Source organism: Psychrobacter glacincola, assembly GCF_904846075.1.
GTDB classification, from domain to species: Bacteria; Pseudomonadota; Gammaproteobacteria; order Pseudomonadales; family Moraxellaceae; genus Psychrobacter; species Psychrobacter glacincola_C.
The window spans coordinates 241482-265661 of the sequence record NZ_CAJGZH010000002.1 but is presented as its reverse complement, the minus strand read 5'-3'; the positions used below and the strand labels follow the sequence as shown (position 1 = coordinate 265661).

The window sequence follows — 24180 nt, the reverse complement described above, 5'->3', positions numbered from 1 at the left end:
CTCCTGATAAAGACCAATATTGGTGCATTTGTCTAGTATTTTATATTGGCATAGATATTGAAGTATTAATAATAGTTAGGAATGGCTCGTTCACTCGGCCTACCATGCTGCTACTTTATCTTTCTGGAGAAATATATGTCTTTATTGCCAACGCTTATCACTGCTACTCCTATAAGTACAAATTATCGTATCGACTCAAAATTGACATCACGTTTGTCTCTACTAGCAGTAGCCGTTGTCGGCAGCTTAAGTCTTATGGGTTGTCAAAAACCTGCGGAAACCAGTGCAGAAACCAATTCTACCGCCACAAAAACGGACACCTCTGAGACGGCTGCTACCACTGCGGCAGATGGTGACACCATCAAAGTTGGTATCTTGCATTCTTTATCTGGAACGATGGCCATCTCTGAGACGTCATTAAAAGATACGGCGCTCATGACCATTGATGAAATTAATGCCAATGGCGGTGTGTTAGGTAAGCAGCTAGAGCCAATCGTCGTAGATCCCGCTTCTGATTGGCCGTTATTCGCTGAAAAAGCTCGTCAGCTGTTAACCCAAGATAAAGTGGATGTGATATTTGGGGGTTGGACGTCGGTATCACGTAAGTCTGTGCTACCTGTCGTTGAAGAACTAAATGGCCTCATGTTCTACCCCGTGCAGTATGAGGGTCAAGAACAGTCAGAAAACATTTTCTACACTGGTGCTGCACCAAACCAACAAGCTATTCCTGCCGTTGAATACTTAATGAGTCCAGAGGGTGGTAGTGCAGAACGCTTTGTCTTACTTGGGACAGATTATGTTTATCCTCGGACTACTAACCAGATACTGCGGGCTTTCTTAAAATCTAAAGGCGTCGCTGAAACAGATATCATGGAAGAGTACACCCCTTTCGGTTTTAGCAACTATCAGACCATCGTTGGCAATATTAAAAGCTTCTCTACTGGTAAAAAGACGGCGGTTATCTCTACCATTAATGGGGATTCAAACGTACCTTTTTATCGTGAGCTTGCCAACCAAGGTATTAAAGCGTCTGATATCCCAGTCATGGCATTCTCAGTGGGAGAAGAAGAGCTTCGCGGTATCGATACCAGCTTATTGCAAGGGCATTTAGCGTCATGGAACTACTTTATGTCGGTTAAAAATCCTGTCAACAGCGACTTCACTAAAAAGTATAAGAAATATGCGCTGGATCATAAGCTACCCAATGCTGACAAAGTCGTGACCAATGATCCTATGGAAGCCACCTACGTGGGTATCAATATGTGGAAACAAGCAGTCGAAAAAGCTGGTACGACTAATGTCGATAAAGTGCGCATTAGTATGGGAGGTCAGACTTTTGACGCGCCATCAGGGTATACATTGAAAATGGATGAGGAAAACCATCATTTATGGAAGCCTGTCATGATCGGTCAAATCCGTGCCGATGGTCAGTTCGATGTGATCAGCAAAACTCCAAAAGTCATTCGTGCTGAGCCATGGAGTCAATACATTCCTAAATAAGGTTGTGATCACCCAAGCCTTAGTCCCTAATCCTTAGCCCCTTAATGGTATCAAAACCAGCAACCCTTTAGCTCCTCTACTGATAAAACAGTTTTTAGTAGAGGTTAAAGGAGTGTTGACTGCAAAAAAGGAACCATCATGTCACATTACCCTTCCTATTATAAAAGTGACGCGCAAGCCAATTATTTTAACAAGACTTTTATACTCGCCTTACTATCTTTACTCCTCCTCATTGCTATCACATCAGCTGCTCATGCTCACGAGACATCAGCAGTACACAGCCATGGCGAGAAACTATCGACTAATACTGTGGCAGCGACATCCAATGCTGTAAGTGAAGAGACCTTACTTGCTCAAGACGACACCTTGCTTGCTCAAAACAAGCAGTCTCTTACTACGCCAGCTAATCTTGCGATAAGTAAAGGGGATGCTATCGAGCAGTTCGTTGCTGCTGACTTCACCATTCGCCAAACCATGCTCAACCAGTGGCCGGGGTCAGTTGAGAGTTTGGATACTTTAGTTGAGCTGATAAAAAACGATGAGCTGTACCAAGGTAATGGTGGGCAAACCTACCTACTTAACAGCGAAGATGAGCTATTTACTTATCCTGCTAAGCAGCTGACCACCGAGTGGCCTAGTGACTTGGCGCAAGTGACTTTGACCAATACGCTACGCTCAGCCTTAGTATTTGGACAAGCCAAGGTTAAGCTTGAGTCAAACGATCCTACGCAACGTGTGCAGGCAGTTGCCATCTTAGCGGACAATATCGAACAGCTAGATCCAGCACTCATAAGTACTGCTACCACTAATGAGGAAGACGACGACGTCAAAACAGCGTTGAGTACTTTACAAGCGAGGATTGATTTTAGAGATGGCGACGTTACTACCCAAATTGCCGCGCTTACTGTGCTCGCTGATAGCGATAGCCCGCAAGTCTTAGTTGATGTCAAAAAAGCATTGACGGCAAATGATATCGATCCTGTACTCAAATCTGCGCTGTTAGACGCTGAAGAAAGTATTGAGCAGCGCATTACCCTCAGTACTTGGATAGGTCATCTATTCACGGGGCTTAGTACGGCAAGTATCTTACTACTGGCGGCATTAGGGCTGGCCATTACTTTTGGGCTACTGGGTGTCATCAATATGGCTCATGGTGAGCTCATTATGATTGGTGCTTACGCCACTTATATGGTGCAAAATCTCTTTCAAGCGTATTTTCCTAGTATGACTGGATGGTATTTGGTTGCCGCTATACCCGTCGCTTTCTTAGTCAGTGCCATTATAGGCATGATTATCGAACGAATCATTATTCGCCCGCTTTACGGTCGTGAGCTTGAAACCTTACTGGCAACTTTCGGTGTCAGTCTGATTCTCATGCAGTTAGTTCGGATGATATTTGGCGCGCAAAATGTCGAAGTCAGCAATGTCGACTGGTTGAGCGGTGCCTATCAAGTCTCCTCGAGCCTTGTGCTTCCCTTCAACCGCATCGCTATTATCGGCTTTACCATCATTATTCTTATGCTACTGGTGTATTTACTTAACAAGACTCGTTTCGGGCTATTTGTGCGCGCTGTGACTCAAAACCGGCAAATGGCACGTGCAGTTGGTATCTCCTCTGCTCGCATCGACATGTTGGCATTCGGCCTTGGTTCAGGGTTGGCCGGTCTCGCTGGCTGCGCTCTAGCACAAGTGGGCAACGTCGGACCCGACTTAGGTCAAACTTATATTATTGATGCGTTCTTAGTCGTCGTGGTTGGCGGTGTTGGGCAAGTATGGGGCGCGGTATTGGCATCTTTAGGTCTTGGTGTCAGTGGTACGGTGCTTGAGATTGGCATTGGTGCTGTGATGGCTAAGATTGTGTTACTGGTTCTTGTGATTTTGTTTATTCAAAAACGTCCACAAGGTTTATTCGCCCTCAAAGGCCGTTTTGTGGATTAAGGAGAACCTCATGCGTTTGACTCAATTATTATCTGATTCCCCACGTAATGCCATTCTGATTGGTTTGTGTTTTTTAGTGCTACTGATATTGCCTTGGCTCCATTTATTACCTGAAACCTCTAGTTTTCACCTGTCTGCTTATTGGATAACTTTGATTGGTAAAATAATGGCGCTCGCTATGGTAGCACTGGCTTTAGACTTGGTCTGGGGCTATGCCGGCATTCTAAGCTTAGGTCATGGTCTTTATTTTGCGCTAGGAGGTTATGCTTTTGGTATGTACTTGACGCGTGAAACTGCTGGCACGGACTTGCCAGATTTTATGCGTTTTTTGAGTTGGACCGAATTGCCGTGGTACTGGGCAGGCACTCAACATTTCTGGTGGGCGATGGCTTTAGTGGTGCTAGTTCCCGGTCTGGTCGCTTTTATATTTGGTTTCTTTGCCTTTCGCTCAAAAATTAAAGGGGTTTATTTTTCGATTATTACTCAGGCCATGACTTACGCGGCAGCCTTATTATTCTTCCGTAACGAAACAGGCTTTGGTGGTAACAATGGTTTCACAGGTTTTACTACGCTACTAGGTTATGACATCACTGCCTCTTCAACGAGGGCTGTACTGTGTTTTACGACTGCTTTGGCGCTGCTACTGTCATATCTTGGACTACGCTATCTGATGAGCCAGCCTTATGGGCGCGTGCTCGGTGCCATTCGTGATAGTGAAAATCGCTTGCAGTATTTAGGCTATCGCACGCTTTGGTACAAGCTTTCAGCTTGGGTATTGTCTGCAATAATAGCTGGTATCGCTGGTGCTCTATATGTACCGCAAGTTGGCATCATTAATCCAGGTGAGATGAACCCCGTCAACTCTATCGAGATGGCAGTATGGGTGGCTGCTGGAGGTAGAGGTTCATTAATCGGTGCCATTGTAGGCGCTGGTACAATTAATGTGATTAAAACGTATTTTACCGTCGCCTATCCGGAGTTTTGGTTACTTATTCTAGGTGGATTATTTGTGGTGGTTACTTTATTTCTCCCTAACGGCATCATTGGCGTACTTGATCGTTTTAAAAAGGAAAAAGAATAATGTTAATAACTAATGCTGCTACTTCCCAAAAAGTTACTAACGATACGCTTGTTAAAAACAATCCTAGTATCAATAATCCAATGAAAAAATCTAAAAATACACCACACATAACGGTCGCAGAAAACATGCCTACCCGACCAGTCACTACTTTGGCTGAAGATTACGGAGATAGAGGAGGCTTAGCGCATCCTGTTCCCAAATCAGGGCCAGATATGAGACATGGTATTGCGCTGTATTTAGAAGACGTTAGCGTGTGGTTTGACTCGTTCCGCGCACTCAATGATTTATCTTTATACATTGAGGCAGGCGAGCTACGCTGCATCATCGGCCCTAATGGCGCAGGCAAAACAACTTTAATGGATGTTATTACGGGTAAAACGCGCCCCACTAAAGGCAGTGCATTTTTCGGTCAAGTACATAATTTAGCCAAACTATCTACCGAAGAAATAGCGGAAGCAGGCATTGGCCGTAAGTTTCAAAAACCTACCGTATTTGAGAAATTTACCGTACTTGATAACTTAATGCTGGCTGCGCCAAAGGACAAACGGGTATCAAAGAGCTGGTTTACTCGTATTGACACAGAAATCCAAGATACCCTTGACTCAACGCTTGATCAAATACGCCTAAAAGAGCTGATTAACAAGCCAGCAGGATTATTGTCTCATGGTCAAAAGCAGTGGCTAGAGATTGGAATGTTACTGATGCAAAGACCAAAACTTATCTTACTTGATGAACCAGTAGCAGGCATGACCGATGCCGAAACTGAACATACCGCTGAGTTATGTCTACGCCTTAAAAAGAATCACACCTTGATCGTGGTTGAGCATGACATGACCTTTATTGATGCCATAAGTGAGAAAGTAACGGTTTTGGCAAATGGCGCTATTTTGGCTGAAGGCACGTTGAGTGAAGTACAGAATAATGAGGCCGTTATTGAGACCTATTTGGGTCGGTAATAAGCTCAGGTCGATAACAAATAGTAACACTTAGAAATAGACCTAAAAAATAGAGGTGCTTATATGTTAGAAATCAATGCCATAAATCAATATTACGGTGGCAGTCACATTTTACGTGATGTCACCCTCGCCGCCCCTGTAGGAGAATGTAGCGTGGTACTGGGTCGTAATGGCGTCGGTAAAACCACCTTGCTTAAATGCTTGATGGGCATCCTACCAATCAAATCAGGTGAGATTTTATTGGACGGTAAGGATATTAGTCAGATGACACCTGAGCAACGTGTGCGCGCAGGACTCGCTTATGTGCCGCAAGGACGTGATATATTTTCTACTTTGACCGTTGAAGAAAACATTCTGATTGGAATGGCGAAATTTTCTCAACGAAAAGCAAGTAAAGTACCCAAACACTTGTATGATATATTTCCAGTGCTGGACGAGATGAAGCATCGCCGTGGTGGCGATCTATCTGGCGGTCAGCAGCAGCAACTCGCTATTGCTCGTGCGCTTGCATCAGAGCCTCGAGTACTAGTACTTGATGAGCCGACTGAAGGTATCCAACCGTCCATTATTAAAGACATTGGTAGAGTCATTCGTAGTCTTGCTAATAAAGGCGATATGGCAATTGTTTTAGTCGAGCAGTTTTATGAGTTTGCAGAAGAGCTTGCCGATAACTATACCGTGCTTTCTAGAGGACAAGTCGTAGCTCAGGGGGCTGGATGTGACATGGCAAAAAACAATATTCAAGAGTTGGTGGCAATCTAAAAGGAAACTTTATAAAAAGACACTTTATAAAAGGGAATACAATTTTGACTTGGCAATCCTCACTACAGCTCCATTTCGACTGCGCCTCTACTGCTGCAAAAACTCGGCTGTGTCATCGTGCCCATACTGGCGCACTCATGGTGCAGCGCGCGCTGTATCCTGAGCCTGATAGTACTGATAACAGCCAAGCAGGGATTTGCCATATTTATGTGTTGTATCCTCCTGCTGGTATCGCCGATGATGACCGCTTAACATTGGAGTTTAACCTACACTCTAATAGCCATGCGGTGATTACCACCCCTGGAGCCGGAAAATGGTACGGGCAACGCAAATCGTTGCGATCCTCTAGACCCAGCGACTCATCAAAATTTAACAACGGTACTCAATCGGCAAACAGCAACACTTCTAACGACTGTTTTAATGATGTTGTCAGCGCAGAACAGCATATCGACGCCCGCCTCGATGATCACGCTGTCCTTGAATGGCTACCTCAAGAAAGCATTTATTACGATTATTCCAACTCTAATGCCAATAGCCGCTTTTATTTAGCTAAGACAGCAAGTTTATTGACTTGGGATATTGCGGTATTTGGACGTCAAGCGTATCAAGAGACGTTTGCTAATGGTCATTATGCCAACCGCTTAGAGATATGGCGTGAGAGTAATTTATTGGTCAGCGAATGCACCTCCCAGCCAGCAAATACGCGCTGGTTTACCTCACCATTAGGACTGAATAATCAACATGTGCATGGCTCTTTTTGGGCAATACCTAGCACAGAGATCATTGCACCTGAGTTACAGAATAATCCGCTCAAGCTTGGTCAGTATTTAGATGCCACTATTACCGAGATACGCCATCTCATTGATACGCAGTCACTACCTATTCACTGTACTCACAATTTTCAAGGTATTAATTGCCGTTATTTAGGGGTAGATGTGCGTGCCTGCTTTGAGGCTTTTTACCAAGTCCGCGAGCTTATCAGGTCTAAATGGTACAAGCTTGAGCCTCATCGACCGAGAATTTGGGACACCTAATACCATGTGCTCCTGCATACTCTCATCCCTGAACAATGCTGAATCAAACCAGAATGACTCTACTTAGTACATTTAACTTAGCACCTTTACTTTATGAAGATTAAAAACGGTTCATAGTCTTTAAAGCACAATAATTATTAAGGAAGCTTTATGCAATTAAATCCTACAGAGAAAGATAAACTCTTACTATTTACCGCAGGCATGGTGGCGGAACGTCGTAAAAATCGCGGTGTAAAGCTCAATTATCCTGAGTCTATCGCTTACATTAGCATGTTACTAATGGAAGGCGCGCGTGATGGCAAAACCGTGGCGCAACTAATGAGTGAAGGATCCACTTATCTCTCTGCCGATGACGTCATGGAAGGCATTGCAGAGATGATACACGATGTCCAAGTTGAAGCCACTTTCCCCGATGGCACTAAGCTGGTGACGGTACATAACCCCATCGTATAGCTTGCTTGTTGTAAAGCCGTATAAAACGATATTGAACTAGAGCCATTGCCATAAGACGATTAAGGATAATAAAAATGACGATAAAAGCAGGCGAATATAATATTAAAGCAGGCGATATGGCTTTGAATGCTGGTCGATATGTTCAAACCATAACGGTAATCAATACTGGCGACCGCCCTATTCAAATCGGTTCTCACTATCACTTCTATGAAGTCAATGCAGCACTGAGCTTTGATCGAGAGTCGACGCTTGGCTATCGACTCAATATCCTATCTGGCACTGCGGTACGTTTTGAGCCAGGACAAGCGCGCGAAGTGGAACTGGTTGCCATCTCAGGTAGACAGCACATTTATGGTTTTTCAGGCGAGGTTATGGGCGTTGTAGACCCTAAAACCTCTCAAAACACCTCGAAAAAACGCATTGACCGACGTATCTATGCCGAGCATTTTGGCCCTACCACAGGGGATAAGGTACGCTTAGCCGATACGAATTTATGGCTTGAGGTTGAGTATGATTTGACCAGTCATATTGACCACCAGCCTGATATTGATAGCGTCAGCATTGGTGAAGAGGTCAAATTTGGTGGCGGCAAGGTAATCCGCGATGGGATGGGTCAATCACAGCTGCTGGGTGAGCAAATTGCCGATACTATTATTACCAATGCTTTGATTGTGGACTACAGCGGTATCTATAAGGCAGATGTCGCTATTAAGGGCGGTCGCATTAGCGGCATTGGTAAAGCTGGCAACCCTGATATTCAGCCTAATGTGACGTTACCTATTGGCGCGGCTACCGAAATTATCGCAGGAGAAGGTAAAATTTTGACTGCTGGCGGAATCGATAGCCATATTCACTTCATTGCACCTCAGCAATGTGAAACGGCGCTAATGTCTGGTGTGACTACGATGTTAGGCGGTGGTACGGGACCTGCTGAAGGTACTCTTGCCACTACTTGTACGCCTGGTGCCTATCATATTCACAGCATGCTAAAAGCCACCGACTCTATTCCGATGAATATCGGATTCTTGGGTAAAGGCAACGTCAGTTTACCTGCTCCCATTGTTGAGCAGATTGAAGCGGGTGCTATCGGGCTTAAGCTTCATGAAGACTGGGGCTCCACGCCCAAAGCCATTGATAACTGCCTTAGCGTGGCTGAAGAATATGATGTGCAAGTGGCTATTCATACTGATACGTTAAATGAAAGCGGCTATTTAGATAGCACTCTCGGCGCGTTTAAAGACCGCTGTATTCATACCTTCCATACCGAAGGCGCTGGCGGCGGTCATGCCCCAGATATCTTAAAAGCTATTGGCGAAACCAACGTCTTACCCTCATCAACCAACCCGACGCGCCCTTTCACCATTAATACCATTGACGAGCATCTCGACATGCTCATGGTTTGTCATCACTTAAGCCCAGCCATTGCTGAAGATGTCGCTTTTGCCGAGAGTCGTATTCGTAAAGAAACCATTGCCGCCGAAGATATTTTACAAGACATGGGTGCCATCTCCATGATGAGTAGTGACTCGCAAGCGATGGGACGCGTGGGAGAAGTCATTATTCGCACGTGGCAAACGGCTGATAAAATGAAAGCCCAACGCGGTCATCTGGCTCCTGATCAATCAGCTAAAACGGAGCAGTCCTTAGAAAATATCATGCTAAATCCCACTGACTCTAATAGCAGCAATGATAATTTTCGTATCAAACGCTACCTCGCAAAATACACCATCAATCCTGCCATCACTCATGGCATTAGTGACGAAGTGGGATCCATTGAAGTAGATAAATGGGCGGATTTAATTTTATGGTCGCCTGCATTTTTTGGCGTAAAGCCTGACCTTATCATTAAAGGCGGCTTGATTGCGGCAGCGTCCATGGGCGACCTCAATGCTTCCATTTCAACCCCGCAGCCTGTGCACTATCGCAGCATGTTTGGTAGCTTCCCCAAAACAGTGGCGCAGACTTGTATCACCTTTATGTCAAGTGCTGCGATAGACAAAGGTGTTGATAGGCAATTAGGGTTAGAAAAGGTCATCAAAGCAGTACATAACATTCGCAAGGTACGCAAACAAGACATGAAATTCAACAGCTACTGTCCTAAGATGGAGGTTAACCCTGAGACTTATGAAGTGTACGCCGATGGTGAGCTGTTGACCTGTGAGCCTGCCGACTATCTACCGATGGCACAGCGCTATTTTTTATTCTAGCTGCTTTTTATTGTCGTGCTGATAATCCACCATCAGCTGTCAACCATCTACTTTAACGGACTATAAACATAATTATGAACATTTATACGCAACGTCTTGATCTATCAACCCTTAGCGCTGAACAACAGGCGATTATTGATAGGCAAAAACAGGCAGAAAACTTTTTATATTTAGATTTCGATACCCGTCAGCGTAGCCGTTTTAAAGCAGAAACACAGCACCACGCAATCATTGGTGTTGATTTACCACGTACGGAAACTATTAAGAATGGCAGTGTACTGGCAGACCATCAAGGCAACTTGATACAGATTATGGCCGCTAATCAAGCCTTAATCGAAGTGACTGCTGATAATGGTTTTGACCTTATGAAAGGCGCTTACCATTTAGGTAATCGTCATGTGCCATTAATGATTACAACTAAGGCCCTGTACTTTGAGCCTGATCATGTTTTAGAAGCGATGTTAAATCAACTTGGACTACATACCCAAGCCGTACAAGCGCCGTTTGAGCCAGAAACGGGTGCCTATAAAGGCAATCAAGGCGGACATTCTCACTCTCATGGTCATAGTCATCATGGTCACGACCATGACCATTCACATACCCACGGCAACTCTCATGACTAATCACGCCACACACTCACAGCAGACTACCTGTACCGCACAAGGTATAAATGATCTGAATAATACAGAAGTAACTGGACTTTTGTTCATTCTGGCGTCAAGTAACCTACCTATTGGCAGTTATACCTACTCGCAAGGCATCGAACCCGCTATTGAGGCAGGGCTGATTCATAATGAAAGCAGTAGTTTAGCGTTTATGAGTGATTATCTGGAGCTGGCATTATGTCGGTATGAGCTACCGCTACTGGCGCTTATGATTGAAGCACTTATGGTTGATGACGTTGCGCTTGCTGACGCTTTAGGTACAGATTACCATGCCAGCCGTGAAAGTAAAGAGTTTGTCTATGAGTCAAGCCAATTGGCTCTTTCTTTATCAGCATGGCTTGGTGATGTCCTTGAGCTCGACGTGCCTGACAGCTTACTTGCCCATGGATTTTTACCCCTCTTTGCCCATATCAGCTCGCACTGGCAGCTTAAGCCTGTACAAGCCTTGACCACCTACGCCTTTGGTCAAATCGAAAATATGGTGTTGGCTGCGGTCAAGACCGTACCGCTTGGGCAAATGGCAGGACAGCGCATTATTTGGCAGCTACAACAGTTATTAAGTCAGCAGATACAGGCATTGGCTGCCAACGTCAAGCAAAGATTTTTGCAAGTTCAAAATATGCCTTTAGAGGCTAACGTAAAGCTGAATCTACTTTATCAAAAGCTACATATGTCCGCTAACCTACCAAATTTAGCCATACTGTCTTGCCAGCATGAAAGGCAATACAGCCGCCTATTTCGCTCTTAATCGCTAATAAACACAACTCTCATCAAGGAACTTTATTTATGGCACTAACACCCAAAGTCGAAAACAAAAATTTAGAAACGACGCTCTCTCCGCTACGTTTAGGCATTGGTGGCCCTGTAGGCTCAGGAAAAACGGCATTGACGCTGAGACTATGTCAACGCCTGCGGGATGACATCAATATGGCAGTGGTGACCAATGATATTTATACCAAAGAAGACTCTGAATTCTTAACCCGCAATGAGGCGATGCCAGCTGAGCGCATTCGCGGTGTTGAAACCGGTGGCTGCCCGCATACTGCCATTCGTGAAGATGCCTCAATTAACTTATCTGCCATCGCCGAATTACAGCAGCAATTTGCAGGTCTTGAGCTCATTATCATCGAGTCTGGTGGTGATAATTTGGCAGCAACTTTTAGCCCTGAATTGTCCGACTTGACACTATATGTCATTGACGTGTCTGCAGGCGATAAAATTCCTCGTAAAGGCGGCCCTGGTATCATGAAATCGGACTTGCTCATTATCAATAAAACCGACCTTGCCCCTTTCGTAGGCGCGTCACTTGAGGTAATGGCACATGATGCCAAAAAAATGCGCGGTGATAAGCCTGTGGTATTCAGCAACATGAAAACAGGCGAAGGTCTTGATGACATTGTTGCTTTTATCTTAGATAAAGGCATGTTAAATGTGGCGTAGAATGCCTTAGGTAATGGCATTAATAAGTGCTCTACAAACCGCTGATGGATCAGTGGATTATGAGTCAGTTTTTATATCGATTTGTTTATTTATTAAGGATTTATCATGACAACAGACACAGCCAAAACGATGACACGCAAAAACCTCTTCCAAAAAACCACCATAATCAGTGGCTTAGCGCTGTTATCGTTACTACCAACACTCGCGTTTGCTCACCCTGGGCATGGCTTGATGGCAGCAGATGGCTCATTTGGCCTTTCAATATTGTCTGGTATGTTGCACCCTTTAACTGGGTTCGACCATCTGATGTTAGCGCTGGGCATGGGGATGCTATTTACTCAAATGCACAGCTTTAAAAAAGGCTTTGTAGCACTGTTAATTGGTCTAGTAACAGGATTTTTACTGAGTTTAAGTGTGAGCTTGAATAGCCTGTTTATTGAATACGGTATTCTACTCTCTATCGTACTCCTGACCATGGCACTTATGAGCCGCTACTTTAATGTAGCATTGAATCAAAACCACGAGATGTCCGTCAAAACCGTGTATAAATTCTTAATCATTGGCTTTGGTGCGCTTGCTATGTTCCACGGTGCTGCTCATGCAATCGAAGTGCCTGCAAACAGTAATACCGCTGGCTTCTTTACGGGTATGATTGTGGCCATGCTAGGTCTATATACTATCGGCAAAGGATTTGCCACTTATCTAAACACTCACCTGCAAGACAGCTTGATTATTCAACGTGTTATAGCTGTTGTCGGTTTATGCGGTGTGCTGTTAGGTTAACTTTGTTAATTTATACACAGAGTTATTTAACACGGTAGTAAGTTGAAGTGTAATGCACGCAGGTGACATTATCTAAATTGCCTTGTGACATTGCCTTATGCCCCTGAGCTTATGACAGCTCTTAAAGAAACTCTTAAAGAAATAAGGCCGCGCAAGCGACCGCTTAGCTCACAGCAGGATTAGCATTCAAAAAGGTTTGGGCTATAAGAAGCTTTAGATAATAAGTATGAAATGGTCATCAGAAAAAAAGGACAAATTAATGTCCTTTTTCTGGCTTTTGGTTTACTCAATGCTTACCAGCTAAAGCCCATACCCATGCCACCAGAGTTCTCATCTTTCGTGAAAGCACCACCGAGACTAAAGCTGGTATTGGGATTAATGACACGCTGATACCCCAATGAGACCGCTTGCTCGGAGCCCTGAAACCCTGCGCCCACGCCTATACGGTTCTTACCTTGTAAACCTGACGTGCTGGTTGCCATGTTTAACATCGCAGCACTCATCGCACCTTGACGATCAAAACGATCATCAATTTCCTTAAAGCGCTGTCCATTGTCTTGCAGATAATTTTGAATAGAGTCATTTAGAGCATTAAATTTAGTATCAGTATAAGTGTTCGAGGTTTCGATAGCGCTTGTTTTTGCGTCTTGTAACTGACTGACATTGACTGCGTCATTATCAGCGGTACCATTAGCAACATTGATAATCTGACGTTGGTTAAGATCCGAACCAACCGACACTGTGTTTTCACGGTTAGAGCTAGAGTCATTGCCGAGTACCACGGCGTTTTTTGCAGTAGTATTGACATTATTACCGAGCACAAAAGTATTGTCGCCAGACACGGTATTATTATTGCCCATACTATAGCTGTTATTGCCACTGACCGTACTTGGATCGCCAATCGCACCTGAATGATTTCCAGTCACTTTATTACCAGTGCCAATGCTGATAGCTTGCTCGCCGATTGCTTGAGCACCATCTCCCATTGCAATAGATTGCTTGCCCTGCGCCGCCGCATTAGCGCCTAAAGCCATTGCGTTGTCTCCACTAGCAATCGCTTCTGCAGACGTACCACCATTGATGCTTAGGTATTTATGCTGTGCAGCAATGTCCTGTTTAACGCTCAATACCTGATCATTCGTATAAATTTGTGACGATGCTAGAGTCTCGGTTGCTTTGCCGTCGGTATAACCTTTTGAGGCAGTTAAGGTTTCGGTTGCTTTGTCGTCGGTGTAACCTTTTGATGCGGTTAAAGTTTCAGTTGCTTTGTCGTCGGTGTAGCCTTTTGATGCAGTCAAAGTCTCGGTTGCTTTGTCGTCGGTGTAGCCTTTTGATGCAGTCAAAGTCTCGGTTGCTTTGCCGTCGGTATAACCTTTTGAGGCAGTTAAGGTTTCGGTTGCTTTGTCGTCGGTGTAACCTTTTGATGCGGTTAAAGTTTCAGTTGCTTTGTCGTCGGTGTAGCCTTTTGATGCAGTCAAAGTCTCGGTTGCTTTGCCGTCGGTATAACCTTTTGAGGCGGTTAAAGTTTCAGTCGCTTTGTCGTCGGTGTAACCTTTTGATGCGGTTAAAGTTTCAGTTGCTTTGTCGTCGGTGTAGCCTTTTGATGCAGTCAAAGTCTCGGTTGCTTTGCCGTCGGTATATCGTTTATTTACCGCATCTGTATCATTTATTGCATCTGCCACGTTAGTGATACGTTTTTCGAAACCCTTGCTACCAACTGAAATCGTATCCCTTTCATCTGCAATGGAGAAACTACCGATGGCGGTTGCGCCTGTCGCAGTGGCTTGGCTATTACTGCCAAACACGCTGCTGTCTGTACCTGATGCGGTATTCTGATAACCAACTGTAATACTATAGTCACCCTCTGATGTATTTTCAAAACCGACGGCACTACTGTCCTCACCTGATGCTGTATTATTATAACCGACGGCACTGCTATTTACATTCGAGGCGGTGTTTTTATAGCCAATTGCACTGCTATTTATGTTCGATGCCGTGTTGTTATAACCAAATGCACTACTATAACCCTCTGATGCGATATTATTAGAGCCTACCGCACTGCTATTGATACGCGATGCGGTATTGTTATAACCAACGGCACTACTGTACTTAACTGATGCTTCATTATTAGCACCTAACGCACTACTATAATCACCTGATGCTGCATTAGTATAACCAACCGCACTGCTATAAATACCCGAAGACTCATTAGAAATACCTGTTGCGCTGCTATAACTGCCCTTTGCTTTATTTGCATAGCCTAGCGCAGTAGCTTCACTCAATGCTTCATTATCAATACCTAAAGCACTGCTATTGAGACCGTCTGCTGCATTATTTATTCCACAGGCTAGTGCAATTACACCTGTTGCTGTACTTCCTCCAGAGACAGGATCCGTTACGCATACCACGCCTGCCCACACTGTAGAGCCACTGATCGCTGCAATACTGAAGGCAAGCCCTTTCACAGTCAACATCTTATAGTTATTTGAGCGAGCTATCAGGGCGATAGTGCCAGTCGTGCCGCTGGTCTTACCAACGCTCTTGGTATTTTCAGACACCACCACTATACAACCTAGTGATTGACTCCAAATCTTTTTAAATACTTTATTCATAGCTCGCTCCATAAGTCCAAAAACTACTCGTTGATAAAATCAAGGCTATCTATGTCACTTACATTAACCATGCTCGTAAATGACAGCTGTCACTTATTAAAGCACAAAGCTAACATACCTGTATATTTACATTAAAGGATATTTAATCTTCAGAGCTGTCTTAGATAAGCAAAATAATCTGGGATAGTTTTATGGAGAAATAGCATTATGAGTAAGATTCGCCTACCCAAACGCTCACAGCACAGTTAGCACAACGATTGTTATATCGGTAAGAGTGAGCGCGTCCGGTAGGATTGCAAGTGCCGTTATGGCACTCGCAAGGTCTGGCAGCAGATCAACCTGATGGCGTATCTAAGGAAATTTGGCATGGCATAGAGAATGTTGAACAAGTAACCATTGAGTAGATGGACTGATTTCATAACCCAAACAATCTACCTAAATGATTCACTCACGTAAATCATCCACGACTGCCAACATAGCCACTAATGAGGCTTCCCCTAATTTCATAGAGCGCTCTGGTGACCAACCTGTATCCGCATCGGGGACATTATTGTTATCTATAAATGGCATCTCCAAGGTATTGGCAAGGCAGTCAAAACGTTCGGCAACCCAGTGAGTCGCAAGCGTCATATTCGCTGTACCCGGTGCATCAACGTCATAGCCCTCTTCCGTCTGAAAGTCAGCACTGGCAATCTTTAACACTTCTGAGAATCTATCACGTAGACGCGCGAGGCGGTCGCTATAATTTGGCGTACCCTGCGAGCCAGCAAGGAATACAAAAGGTATTTCTTCATCACCGTGTACATCATAAAATAGATCAACACCCGTTTCTTCCATTTTATTAATGACATGAAAGACTTCAGGGCTGGTTTCCAAATTTGGATTTGACCAAGCACGGTTTAGGTTAGTCCCAACTGCGTTGGTACGCAGATGACCTCTCACGCTGCCATCTGGGTTCATATTGGGCACGATGTAAAAGTTAGCTTTATCTAATAATAATTTACCCGTGGCATTATCACCATCTAACAGGCTATGCAGTAGACCATCGACCAACCATTCAGCCATCGTTTCACCAGGATGTTGACGTGCCGTAATCCAAATATTGCGTTTAGGCGCATCATTATTGCTAGCGCCATCACTAATTTTGACTAAGGTTAAATCGCGATTATCAAGGGTTTCTCCCAAATGCTCTAACGTCACTAATGGATGCATTTGCACCGCTGCTAATAAATCTTGATGACGCTCATCACTGTAAGGGGCAAAAAACGCAATTTGAATGGTTTCACATTCCAACTCTGCCGTTATGGTTAACTTTCCGTCTTTATAAGAGGTGGGTAGACGAAACCAATAGTCGCGATCGTACGACGCCACCGCTTGGTAATTCTCCCACCCTGCAGGGAATGCTGCATCCCCTGCATTCAGAATATTGAGCACATATTGCTCGCCAACCTGACCTGTCAGGCGAAAATTAAACCACTGAAAAAACTCGCCACCGACGTCCGGACGAATAGCCAATTGGACATTTTTTTTATCTTCTAAATTAATAACCTCAATATTACCAGCATCGAAATTAGCAGTGATATGCATAAATTTTCCTTAATTGTTTTTTAGATATCTTAGTGAGTATCTGTAAAATACTTGAGCATAAACGATTAAAAACAAGCAGGATAGAGACGCTAACAAATCATCTTAAAAAATAGTAAAAATAATGATTAATAGTTGTAGCATCGCTGCTTTTTTTAATTAAAAGAACGTAAAAACATTCCAAGCATTATGACAGACATAGCATTAGCTAATTTTTTATATTTATCACATTGCTGAATGAATGTGTCAGATTTTGGATATTATAGCTCATAATCCCATATAGCACTGTTCATCATATATAGTACTATTCTCTACCCCACTCTCAACTTCGAAAGTGATTGAAAAAAGAAGAGCACCTCACTAATCTATTGTTTTCGACCAAGAATACAATGGAGTCATGAGATGCCCATAGACGAATTTATCATCAATATCTATTTAATGGTAGAGCAATATTACAAAATAGTCGTCACCAAACCCTTGCGAAGTGCAGGTTACGCACCAAAGTTGAGTGATCCTGAGATCATTTGCATGGAGATGGTCGGTGAATTTTTACACCTAGATCAAGACAAACAAATTTGGCAATACTTTACCCAGCATTGGCAAGACTGGTTTCCAGCCATCGGCTCATACCCTAACTTCGCAAAGCACTGCGCCAATCTGTGGCAAGTCAAACAGCAGATACAAGATAAAGTCAGTGAACTCGAGGGCCGTGACAACATCCATTTTATGGATGGTTTTCCGATACCCGTCTGTCATTATGGACGCGCTTATCGGCATAAAAACTATCAAGACTTAGCGGCTTTTAGCTACTGTGCGGCTAAGCAAGAGAGGTACTATGGCTTTGAAGGACATTTGCTTGTTAACTTATCGGGCATGATTAAAGGCTTTACCTTTGCTCCTGCCAATGTTGATGAAAGAGCCGTTGCCCCAGAAATCACCACTCATATTCATGGGCTACTTGGCGCTGATAAAGGGTATATCAGCCCTAGTCTGACATCGTACTACGACGCTCAAGGCGTGGATTTACAAACGCCACTCAGAGCTAACATGAAAGAGGATAGGCCCAAACCTGTGGTAAGACGGCTGATGAAAGCCCGCCGTATCGTTGAAACAGTCATTGGTCAGCTATCAGAACGATTTAATATACAAAGGGTACGAGCAAGAGATTTATGGCATTTGTCTCATCGATTGATTCGTAAGATTCTTTCACACAATCTGTGCTTTGTACTCAACAAAAAACTTGGTAATCCGCCTCTTCAGTTTGATTTGCTTATTTCAAGTTGAGAGTGGGGTATTCTCTATAGCTACAAAAGCCACTCAACTGGTAACCACCCTATTATCGTCAAGATAATGTTAAGCAGGGTACTTTGTCCAGGCTCCGAGACGCTCATCGATCCAGACGAGCCTTCCATTACGCTGCTCTACTCGCCAAGTAAGGCCAACCATGCCCTCGTCAAATGCTTTGTGCAGTTTCTGTGCCATCTGTTCACTGTTAATCATTAAACCCATTTCGGTATTGAGCGCAGTCGAACGGAGGTCAAAATTGAACGAGCCAATAAAAATGCGCTTTCCATCTACCGCAAAGGTTTTCGCGTGAAGACTGGCTTTTGACGATCTGAACGCTCCTAGATGGTCAGCGGGTGCACCAGACGCAGCTTGGCTACGTAGCTCAAAAAGGCTGACGCCACTTTCAAGCATGGCCTTGCTTTGTTATTATTTTATTAGCTAGCGAGCTGAAGCTTTTTTACGTTACCCATAAGTGCGCTAAGATTTTTCTCAAGCTTACTTTTTTCTAGCTTCATTCTAACGACAACCTTAATAATCTCATCAGCTATCTCTTTATTGCCTTCAGCCACTGCCTGCTGCAATGCTAGGCCTTCACGCATAATAGAAACCCTTAAAGGCTCGATCTTATAAATAATACGGTTGATAGATTTATGCAGATCCGACTGTCTATAGCACTCTTTTACCTTAGATGATTTATATAAGAGACTGTTTTTATCACTTTTTGCGCGGGCTAACGTCTCGATATAATCAGCCGCTATCTTGTCAGCATAATCATCTTGAATACCAATCTCTAAAATATTTTTTACTAATATGATATCGATTTTTTCTAATTCAGTCTCTTTAATGGCACTTTTTAACATTTCAAACAGTCCTTCGTAAATGTTGGGATTAGGGTTGAATTAAGTGGTTATCGCGTATAAAAAGCAAAGCCATCGGCGTCACTATAATTGGCACGTGGATTCGTTGTTTGCGCACTCTTATATTCACACTCGTATAAAAGTTACTTTAACAACCATGCCAATCAATTCGTAATAGAGGTCACTCAAGAATATTTATATATTGATACACTTATGTTCATTCTAACCTAAGAGTACAAGTGTACACAATAGGCATTCAACCCTTTTAATACAAAGGTTATGAAAAGCGGCTATCAAACTGCCATAGATTGATATTTATTTTGAGAATAGTACTGTTGAGGTCTATCAAAATGATGAGGTTAAACAACTCCCTCACTATTAGGAATAGTTTAATGACGCGTGGATTCTTGCTAGACATATCTAAAATAGATTGATGAAATATTTACAAAGAAATGAGTGAGCTACTTTTGCTAAGAAGGAAAAATCACTGGCTCATCGCCATCTTGCCAAGGTTGAAACTTGGTCATGGCTTGTATAAATAATGGATGTGCAAGCCAGTTTTTTAGCCATATTTGCAGTTTAGGATAAGGCAAACTGTAAAAAACGTCGCGATCTACATGAGCAAATTGGCGGACAAATGGCATAATGCCGATATCGGCAATGGTCACACTGTCTCCTAGCAAATAAGTATTTTTAGTAAGCAACTCTTCTAAAATCTGTAGAAATGCTTCTCCTTTTTTCCGATATTCTGTTTGGGTAATTTCAAGATGACGGTCAGCATATTTATAGCGATCTAGCCAATGCTTAAACTCCTGATCGTTTTGCTCAATTAACGTATTACCTTGATGCAAAGTCTTAGGGTTCATCAGCTCTTGTGGGTCTTGCTGTTCAAGCGCCCACTCCATTATTTCCCGACTCTCTTCAATCACAACACCATCAGCGAGCTGTAAAACGGGCACGGTGCCTTTTGGGCTAATCGCTAGCATTTTGGCAGGTTTGTTTTTTAAGGTGATCTCCCGTAGCTCTACTGGCAACTCGGCAAACAACAGGCCAAGACGCGCGCGCATGGCATAAGGACAGCGACGAAAAGAGTAAAGACAAGAAAGGGAGTAAGCAGTCATATTTTTTTTCACAGTTAAAACGAGATCAGTAGCCTTAGAGTTACTGACATCAAGAGTCATTTAGTTTCGTTACTGATCTCTATTAAGGGTTGGTAAAATTAATACTTCAAAGCATTGAACAAAGCCAGTATCATAGCGGCATTGAAAAACCCTTACCTTATTTATTATAAACAAAAGGAAGATATAGTGTCGCAGGCTCAGACAACTATCACAGAAACACCTAATCTCACAAAAGATCAGAACTCTGTATTAAAGATTCTTACGATCATGGGTTATTTAGAAGGTACGTCCTTTTTATTATTACTTTGCATCGCCATGCCGCTAAAGTACATGATGGGTATTGCAGAAGCGGTCACCTACATAGGGATGGCTCATGGCGGATTGTTCATCGCGTATATTTTAATGCTGTTGATAGCCATCACCAAAATCAAAATGCCGCTTTGGGCGATGCCAGCAGGGGTACTCGGATCCTTTTTACCCCTTGGTCCATTTATATTCGATCATTTATTAAAAAAGAGCTTGAATAAAAAAGCTTAAAGCCCCTTAAAAGTAATGTCAAATGACTTACTGAATATGACGAACATTGGTGATTTTAAGATATAGCGCTATTCAAGCGCTGGACGGTATGTATTAATGACTGATCATGATTATTCGTCAGTCATTAATTTCCCATAAAAACTATCCACTTACTGCGACTGGCACTTTACGAATCAGCCATAAAAAGTACGCCCCACCAATGATAGCCGCAATAGTACCCGCAGGCAGCTCATAAGGGAAAATGATATAACGCCCAATCCAGTCTGCTATTACCATCACCCCTGTGCCTAACAAAGCCGCTAATGGCAATTGGCGCTCAAGCCTTACCGCACCGAGTGACGTCGCCAAATGTGGCACCATTAGACCAATGAAACTCAATGGCCCAACCGCAAGCGTACTGGCAGTACTTAGCGCCGCCACCAACACCAATAACGCGAGTGTCACTGGTGTCACTGCCACCCCTAAATTACGAGCGACCCCTGTACCCAAACCAAGCACTCTTAAGGGTTTGATAAGCAATAAGCTGAGGGCAAATAAAATGAGGGCAATGCCGATAAGATACCACACGGTGCTAGGCTGAGCGCTATAAGTCGTTCCCGATAGCCAGCTAAGCATCGCTTCTAGGCGTGGATCGCCAGACAGCTTGACCATGTGCATCACCCCATCCATCATCGCGGCAATACCGATACCGACCAGTAATAGATAGCCAGAACTTACCTTACGTGCCAGCCAAATAACCAGCAATAACACAGCCATCGCTCCTGATAATCCTGAGATTAATAAAGTACCAGCTCCGGCAGATAGCCCTAAGCTTGGTAGCAGTAAAAATCCTAAGATAACCCCAAGCGCCGCGCCCGAGCTCACACCCAATACTTCTGGACTTGCCATCGGATTGCGGGTGAGTGTTTGCAATAACACACCAGCGATGGCCAACATCAGACCTGTTGCCGCAGCGCTCAAACTGCGCGGTAGCCGATACTGCTGGGTGATCGCCCAATCGGTACTTAGTCCCCAGCCACTGACGTCTTGGACAAAAAAACAGGCAAGTATGATTATCATTACCACGCCAAGAGTCCAGCGCCACCATGCCACAGGTGCATGCTTGCCCGTTAGCATCGGGGTTACTGTTTCTATCCGCTCGCGGCGCTGACGCAAAATCAGCCAAATAATCAGTGGTGCACCAAGAATACCCGTCATCGCCCCTGCTGGAATTTGCATATTTAGTATGGGTTCGAGTAATAAAGCAACATTGCTAGTCAGCCATAAAAGCAACGCCCCTAAGACAAAGGCTGCAAGCAGACGTTTGCTAATAGAAGCGACTCCCAGTGCATTGACCAGACTGGCAGCGCCAAGACCGATAAAACCGATTAGACCAACTTCGCTAACCACCAAAGCGGTAACGACCGCCACAATAAGCACTACCAATGCACGAATACCGTTAATCGGCACGCCCAAGCGCTTGGCTTGTGAGTCATCGAGACTCATCAAGGTTAATGGTTTTAACAAGGGTAGACAGACAACCGCCATCACGACGGCTGTTATCGCTAGCATCGTACTGGTATACCAGCTATTCTGTGCCAAAAATCCCGCCGCCCACGACAGCATACCATTACTACGTTCAGCAAAAAACAACACCAAAACATTGGCAACGGCGGCAAGTAGAATGTTTACCACCAAGCCTGCCAATATTAAAATGAGCGGATTAAAACGACTGGGTGCTGACAATACAAAGACCAGTCCCATACTAATAAGCGCGCCGACAAAGGCCACATAAAGTCCGCCATAAATCGCTAAGCTTGGCAAAAACAAGGTCACAATGAGCATGGCCAATTGTGCACCAACGCCGACGCCCAATGTGGTGTCTGACGCTAATGGGTTTTTGACCAGCTGCTGTAGCAAAATACTGACAACCCCAAGCAGACCACCTGCCAATAGCGCCACTATGCTAGTCGCCACTATATGCAGCTGCGTCGCAAGACTGATAATGTCCAATTGCGAGCTTGGAATAAACAAATCACTGATTGGGCGTGTCCACTCCTGAGCGATTAATGCCCACGTGCTCCATACTGACAATATTACAAGGATAATCATTACTGCCCAGATGCGCCATGTATCCTCAAATACCGAAGGTAGTTTCCTAGGTAATTTTGGTGCTGGATTGGGAGGTTTTTGCATAAGCTTGGAGTGTTGCTCTGATGGTGTTTTCAATGTGGGCGACTGAGACGCTGCAAGTGAAGTCATAGGTTTGACATAATCAGTAGTATTATTGGTATGAGAGTGATGAGTCTGTGCGGCAGTATTAATAGTCATGATGCTGCCCCACCTTTTAATGTCACTGTTGATAAATTATTTGCCAAGCCGACCAGTGACGACATGCCACCATAAATCCATATGGGTGGCAGCTCACCCACGCAGCGCTCGTCGCCATAGCCTAGACGCTGCCAAACCAAACTGTCTTTAATCTCAGCTCGGGTTATCGGACTTAAAGGATCGATGATTAATAGGCAGGTCTCATTATCCAATTGAGCCAAGTCGCCCATTCGAATGGGGACAAACCCCCATTGATTGCCTTTGCCCAATACATCAAGCCCTTTGCCCATCTCTTTTAGCACGGGCTGAAACAAACTATTTTTGACATACATGCGCATGTTATTGGCATCAGCAAACTGTACAACGGCAAATCTCTTTACTTTTGGATAGCGCTGCTGCAGACGCTCACTTGCCAGTTTGATATCTGTCTGACTTTTTGTAATATAGCTTTCAGCCAAGGCTGGTTCATCAATTAGCTGTCCCAACTGACGAGTCGGCTCAGTATAATCTGCCCAAGTTGCAGTATCACCTTTAGCGGCGAACATGACCGACTCAGAGGGCACATCTCCATAGAGATTGCGGGCATGCTCATAAAAAAAGTTATCGATGACCAAATCGACAGGCAATTGGGCAACCAATTCCGCATTAGGCTGATAGCGAATGCCCAAATCAATGATTGAGGTTGGCAGTTCAGGCGTACCTACCCATCTGTCCCACACCCTCACATCACCCGTAGCTATCGGGGGGTAACCCATGGCGGTCAAGGTTGCCGCATTGCCCCAATCAGGTGAGACTATATTGATGTTAGCGTTATCTGTATTGCCCACTTGAGCGTCTTTTTGTGCCGTTATTGGTTGGTGACAGGCCGTCAGCATAGTGGTCAGTGTTAAGCTTGCTATGAGCGGCAAACACTTATATTTACTGATAGTGAGATTTGAGCCAGCTTTTATACAAGGTTTTATGAAAGATTTTATGGCTATTAAAGAGAACAGAGATTTATAAAGAGCAGGAAACATGGCGGCCTATCTTTTGCGCGAATAAGAGAAAATAAAT

The 24180-nt window shown here is 44.1% G+C and carries 21 protein-coding genes; 14 read left to right on the top strand and 7 right to left on the bottom strand.

Annotated features, from left to right (window positions below):
* Positions 1-189: 189 nt before the first annotated feature.
* The 12 genes from urtA to JMW85_RS07195 all read left to right on the top strand — a co-directional run bounded on the left by urtA (position 190) and on the right by JMW85_RS07195 (position 12819).
* Positions 190-1500 (top strand): urea ABC transporter substrate-binding protein, encoded by a 1311-nt coding sequence (gene urtA, locus JMW85_RS07250; protein ID WP_201501621.1) that lies wholly within the window; start codon positions 190-192, stop codon positions 1498-1500.
* A 138-nt stretch (positions 1501-1638) separates the two neighbouring features.
* Positions 1639-3438: an urea ABC transporter permease subunit UrtB gene (urtB, locus tag JMW85_RS07245; protein ID WP_201581308.1), complete on the top strand. Its 1800-nt coding sequence runs from the start codon at positions 1639-1641 to the stop codon at positions 3436-3438.
* 10 nt (positions 3439-3448) lie between these two features.
* The gene (gene urtC, locus JMW85_RS07240) at positions 3449-4519 is read left to right on the top strand and encodes an urea ABC transporter permease subunit UrtC (RefSeq protein WP_201581307.1); all 1071 of its coding nucleotides are present in this window, start codon (positions 3449-3451) and stop codon (positions 4517-4519) included.
* A complete protein-coding gene (gene urtD / locus JMW85_RS07235) occupies positions 4519-5475 on the top strand; it encodes an urea ABC transporter ATP-binding protein UrtD (RefSeq protein WP_201581306.1) in 957 nt (318 codons plus the stop codon). The genes urtC and urtD overlap by 1 nt, the downstream gene beginning before the upstream one ends.
* Before the next feature lie 63 nt (positions 5476-5538).
* Complete coding sequence (gene urtE / locus JMW85_RS07230; protein ID WP_201581305.1) at positions 5539-6237, top strand: urea ABC transporter ATP-binding subunit UrtE; 699 nt, start codon at positions 5539-5541, stop codon at positions 6235-6237.
* 44 nt (positions 6238-6281) lie between these two features.
* Entirely contained in the window at positions 6282-7271 is a 990-nt protein-coding gene (locus JMW85_RS07225; RefSeq protein ID WP_045454657.1) for an urease accessory protein UreD, read from the top strand.
* Between the two features lie 150 nt (positions 7272-7421).
* Positions 7422-7724, top strand: a complete 303-nt coding sequence (gene ureA / locus JMW85_RS07220) for an urease subunit gamma (protein WP_045454654.1) — start codon at positions 7422-7424, stop codon at positions 7722-7724.
* 74 nt (positions 7725-7798) lie between these two features.
* Positions 7799-9931 carry an urease subunit alpha gene (gene ureC / locus JMW85_RS07215; protein WP_201581304.1) on the top strand — a complete coding sequence of 711 codons (2133 nt, stop codon included), beginning with the start codon at positions 7799-7801 and terminating at the stop codon, positions 9929-9931.
* 74 nt (positions 9932-10005) lie between these two features.
* Positions 10006-10554 (top strand): urease accessory protein UreE, encoded by a 549-nt coding sequence (gene ureE, locus JMW85_RS07210; protein WP_201501303.1) that lies wholly within the window; start codon positions 10006-10008, stop codon positions 10552-10554.
* Complete coding sequence (locus JMW85_RS07205; RefSeq protein ID WP_045454652.1) at positions 10547-11344, top strand: urease accessory protein UreF; 798 nt, start codon at positions 10547-10549, stop codon at positions 11342-11344. The genes ureE and JMW85_RS07205 overlap by 8 nt, the downstream gene beginning before the upstream one ends.
* Positions 11345-11382: 38 nt before the next feature.
* Complete coding sequence (ureG, locus tag JMW85_RS07200; protein ID WP_201581303.1) at positions 11383-12036, top strand: urease accessory protein UreG; 654 nt, start codon at positions 11383-11385, stop codon at positions 12034-12036.
* Between the two features lie 105 nt (positions 12037-12141).
* Positions 12142-12819, top strand: coding sequence for a HupE/UreJ family protein (locus JMW85_RS07195; protein WP_045454647.1), 678 nt, complete (start codon positions 12142-12144; stop codon positions 12817-12819).
* 293 nt (positions 12820-13112) lie between these two features.
* On the opposite strand, the gene JMW85_RS07190 is transcribed toward JMW85_RS07195, so the two are convergent.
* The gene (locus tag JMW85_RS07190; RefSeq protein ID WP_201581302.1) at positions 13113-15431 is read right to left on the bottom strand and encodes an ESPR-type extended signal peptide-containing protein; all 2319 of its coding nucleotides are present in this window, start codon (positions 15429-15431) and stop codon (positions 13113-13115) included.
* A gap of 444 nt (positions 15432-15875) precedes the next feature.
* Entirely contained in the window at positions 15876-17018 is a 1143-nt protein-coding gene (locus tag JMW85_RS07185) for a M14 family metallopeptidase (RefSeq protein ID WP_201501305.1), read from the bottom strand.
* Positions 17019-17417: 399 nt separating this feature from the next.
* Between JMW85_RS07185 and JMW85_RS07180 the strand changes: the two genes are divergently transcribed.
* On the top strand, positions 17418-18299 hold the full coding sequence (locus tag JMW85_RS07180; RefSeq protein ID WP_201580713.1) for an IS982 family transposase: 882 nt from the start codon (positions 17418-17420) through the stop codon (positions 18297-18299).
* Between the two features lie 69 nt (positions 18300-18368).
* Here JMW85_RS07180 and JMW85_RS07175 read toward each other — a convergent pair whose 3' ends face one another.
* The 3 genes from JMW85_RS07175 to JMW85_RS07165 all read right to left on the bottom strand — a co-directional run bounded on the left by JMW85_RS07175 (position 18369) and on the right by JMW85_RS07165 (position 20280).
* The gene (locus tag JMW85_RS07175; RefSeq protein WP_201501306.1) at positions 18369-18713 is read right to left on the bottom strand and encodes a phospholipase D-like domain-containing protein; all 345 of its coding nucleotides are present in this window, start codon (positions 18711-18713) and stop codon (positions 18369-18371) included.
* A 23-nt stretch (positions 18714-18736) separates the two neighbouring features.
* On the bottom strand, positions 18737-19162 hold the full coding sequence (locus tag JMW85_RS07170) for a hypothetical protein (RefSeq protein WP_045454644.1): 426 nt from the start codon (positions 19160-19162) through the stop codon (positions 18737-18739).
* Between the two features lie 467 nt (positions 19163-19629).
* Entirely contained in the window at positions 19630-20280 is a 651-nt protein-coding gene (locus JMW85_RS07165) for a glutathione S-transferase (RefSeq protein WP_201581301.1), read from the bottom strand.
* A gap of 186 nt (positions 20281-20466) precedes the next feature.
* On the opposite strand from JMW85_RS07165, the gene JMW85_RS07160 reads away from it, so the two are divergent.
* Complete coding sequence (locus JMW85_RS07160) at positions 20467-20817, top strand: DUF3817 domain-containing protein (RefSeq protein ID WP_045454747.1); 351 nt, start codon at positions 20467-20469, stop codon at positions 20815-20817.
* 141 nt (positions 20818-20958) lie between these two features.
* On the opposite strand, the gene fhuB is transcribed toward JMW85_RS07160, so the two are convergent.
* Complete coding sequence (fhuB, locus tag JMW85_RS07155; RefSeq protein WP_227679039.1) at positions 20959-23127, bottom strand: Fe(3+)-hydroxamate ABC transporter permease FhuB; 2169 nt, start codon at positions 23125-23127, stop codon at positions 20959-20961.
* Positions 23124-24035, bottom strand: coding sequence for an ABC transporter substrate-binding protein (locus JMW85_RS07150; protein ID WP_227681706.1), 912 nt, complete (start codon positions 24033-24035; stop codon positions 23124-23126). The genes fhuB and JMW85_RS07150 overlap by 4 nt, the downstream gene beginning before the upstream one ends.
* Positions 24036-24180: the final 145 nt, after the last annotated feature.

What these genes read in the sequence shown, in the direction of transcription:
- urtB (WP_201581308.1), top strand. Translation starts at nt 1,639, where the DNA reads ATGTCACATTACCCTTCCTATTATAAAAGTGACGCGCAAGCCAATTAT.
- urtC (WP_201581307.1), top strand. Translation starts at nt 3,449, where the DNA reads ATGCGTTTGACTCAATTATTATCTGATTCCCCACGTAATGCCATTCTG.
- urtD (WP_201581306.1), top strand. Translation starts at nt 4,519, where the DNA reads ATGTTAATAACTAATGCTGCTACTTCCCAAAAAGTTACTAACGATACG.
- urtE (WP_201581305.1), top strand. Translation starts at nt 5,539, where the DNA reads ATGTTAGAAATCAATGCCATAAATCAATATTACGGTGGCAGTCACATT.
- ureA (WP_045454654.1), top strand. Translation starts at nt 7,422, where the DNA reads ATGCAATTAAATCCTACAGAGAAAGATAAACTCTTACTATTTACCGCA.
- ureC (WP_201581304.1), top strand. Translation starts at nt 7,799, where the DNA reads ATGACGATAAAAGCAGGCGAATATAATATTAAAGCAGGCGATATGGCT.
- ureE (WP_201501303.1), top strand. Translation starts at nt 10,006, where the DNA reads ATGAACATTTATACGCAACGTCTTGATCTATCAACCCTTAGCGCTGAA.
- JMW85_RS07205 (WP_045454652.1), top strand. Translation starts at nt 10,547, where the DNA reads ATGACTAATCACGCCACACACTCACAGCAGACTACCTGTACCGCACAA.
- ureG (WP_201581303.1), top strand. Translation starts at nt 11,383, where the DNA reads ATGGCACTAACACCCAAAGTCGAAAACAAAAATTTAGAAACGACGCTC.
- JMW85_RS07195 (WP_045454647.1), top strand. Translation starts at nt 12,142, where the DNA reads ATGACAACAGACACAGCCAAAACGATGACACGCAAAAACCTCTTCCAA.
- JMW85_RS07190 (WP_201581302.1), bottom strand. Translation starts at nt 15,431, where the DNA reads ATGAATAAAGTATTTAAAAAGATTTGGAGTCAATCACTAGGTTGTATA.
- JMW85_RS07185 (WP_201501305.1), bottom strand. Translation starts at nt 17,018, where the DNA reads ATGCATATCACTGCTAATTTCGATGCTGGTAATATTGAGGTTATTAAT.
- JMW85_RS07180 (WP_201580713.1), top strand. Translation starts at nt 17,418, where the DNA reads ATGCCCATAGACGAATTTATCATCAATATCTATTTAATGGTAGAGCAA.
- JMW85_RS07175 (WP_201501306.1), bottom strand. Translation starts at nt 18,713, where the DNA reads ATGCTTGAAAGTGGCGTCAGCCTTTTTGAGCTACGTAGCCAAGCTGCG.
- JMW85_RS07170 (WP_045454644.1), bottom strand. Translation starts at nt 19,162, where the DNA reads ATGTTAAAAAGTGCCATTAAAGAGACTGAATTAGAAAAAATCGATATC.
- JMW85_RS07165 (WP_201581301.1), bottom strand. Translation starts at nt 20,280, where the DNA reads ATGACTGCTTACTCCCTTTCTTGTCTTTACTCTTTTCGTCGCTGTCCT.
- fhuB (WP_227679039.1), bottom strand. Translation starts at nt 23,127, where the DNA reads ATGACTATTAATACTGCCGCACAGACTCATCACTCTCATACCAATAAT.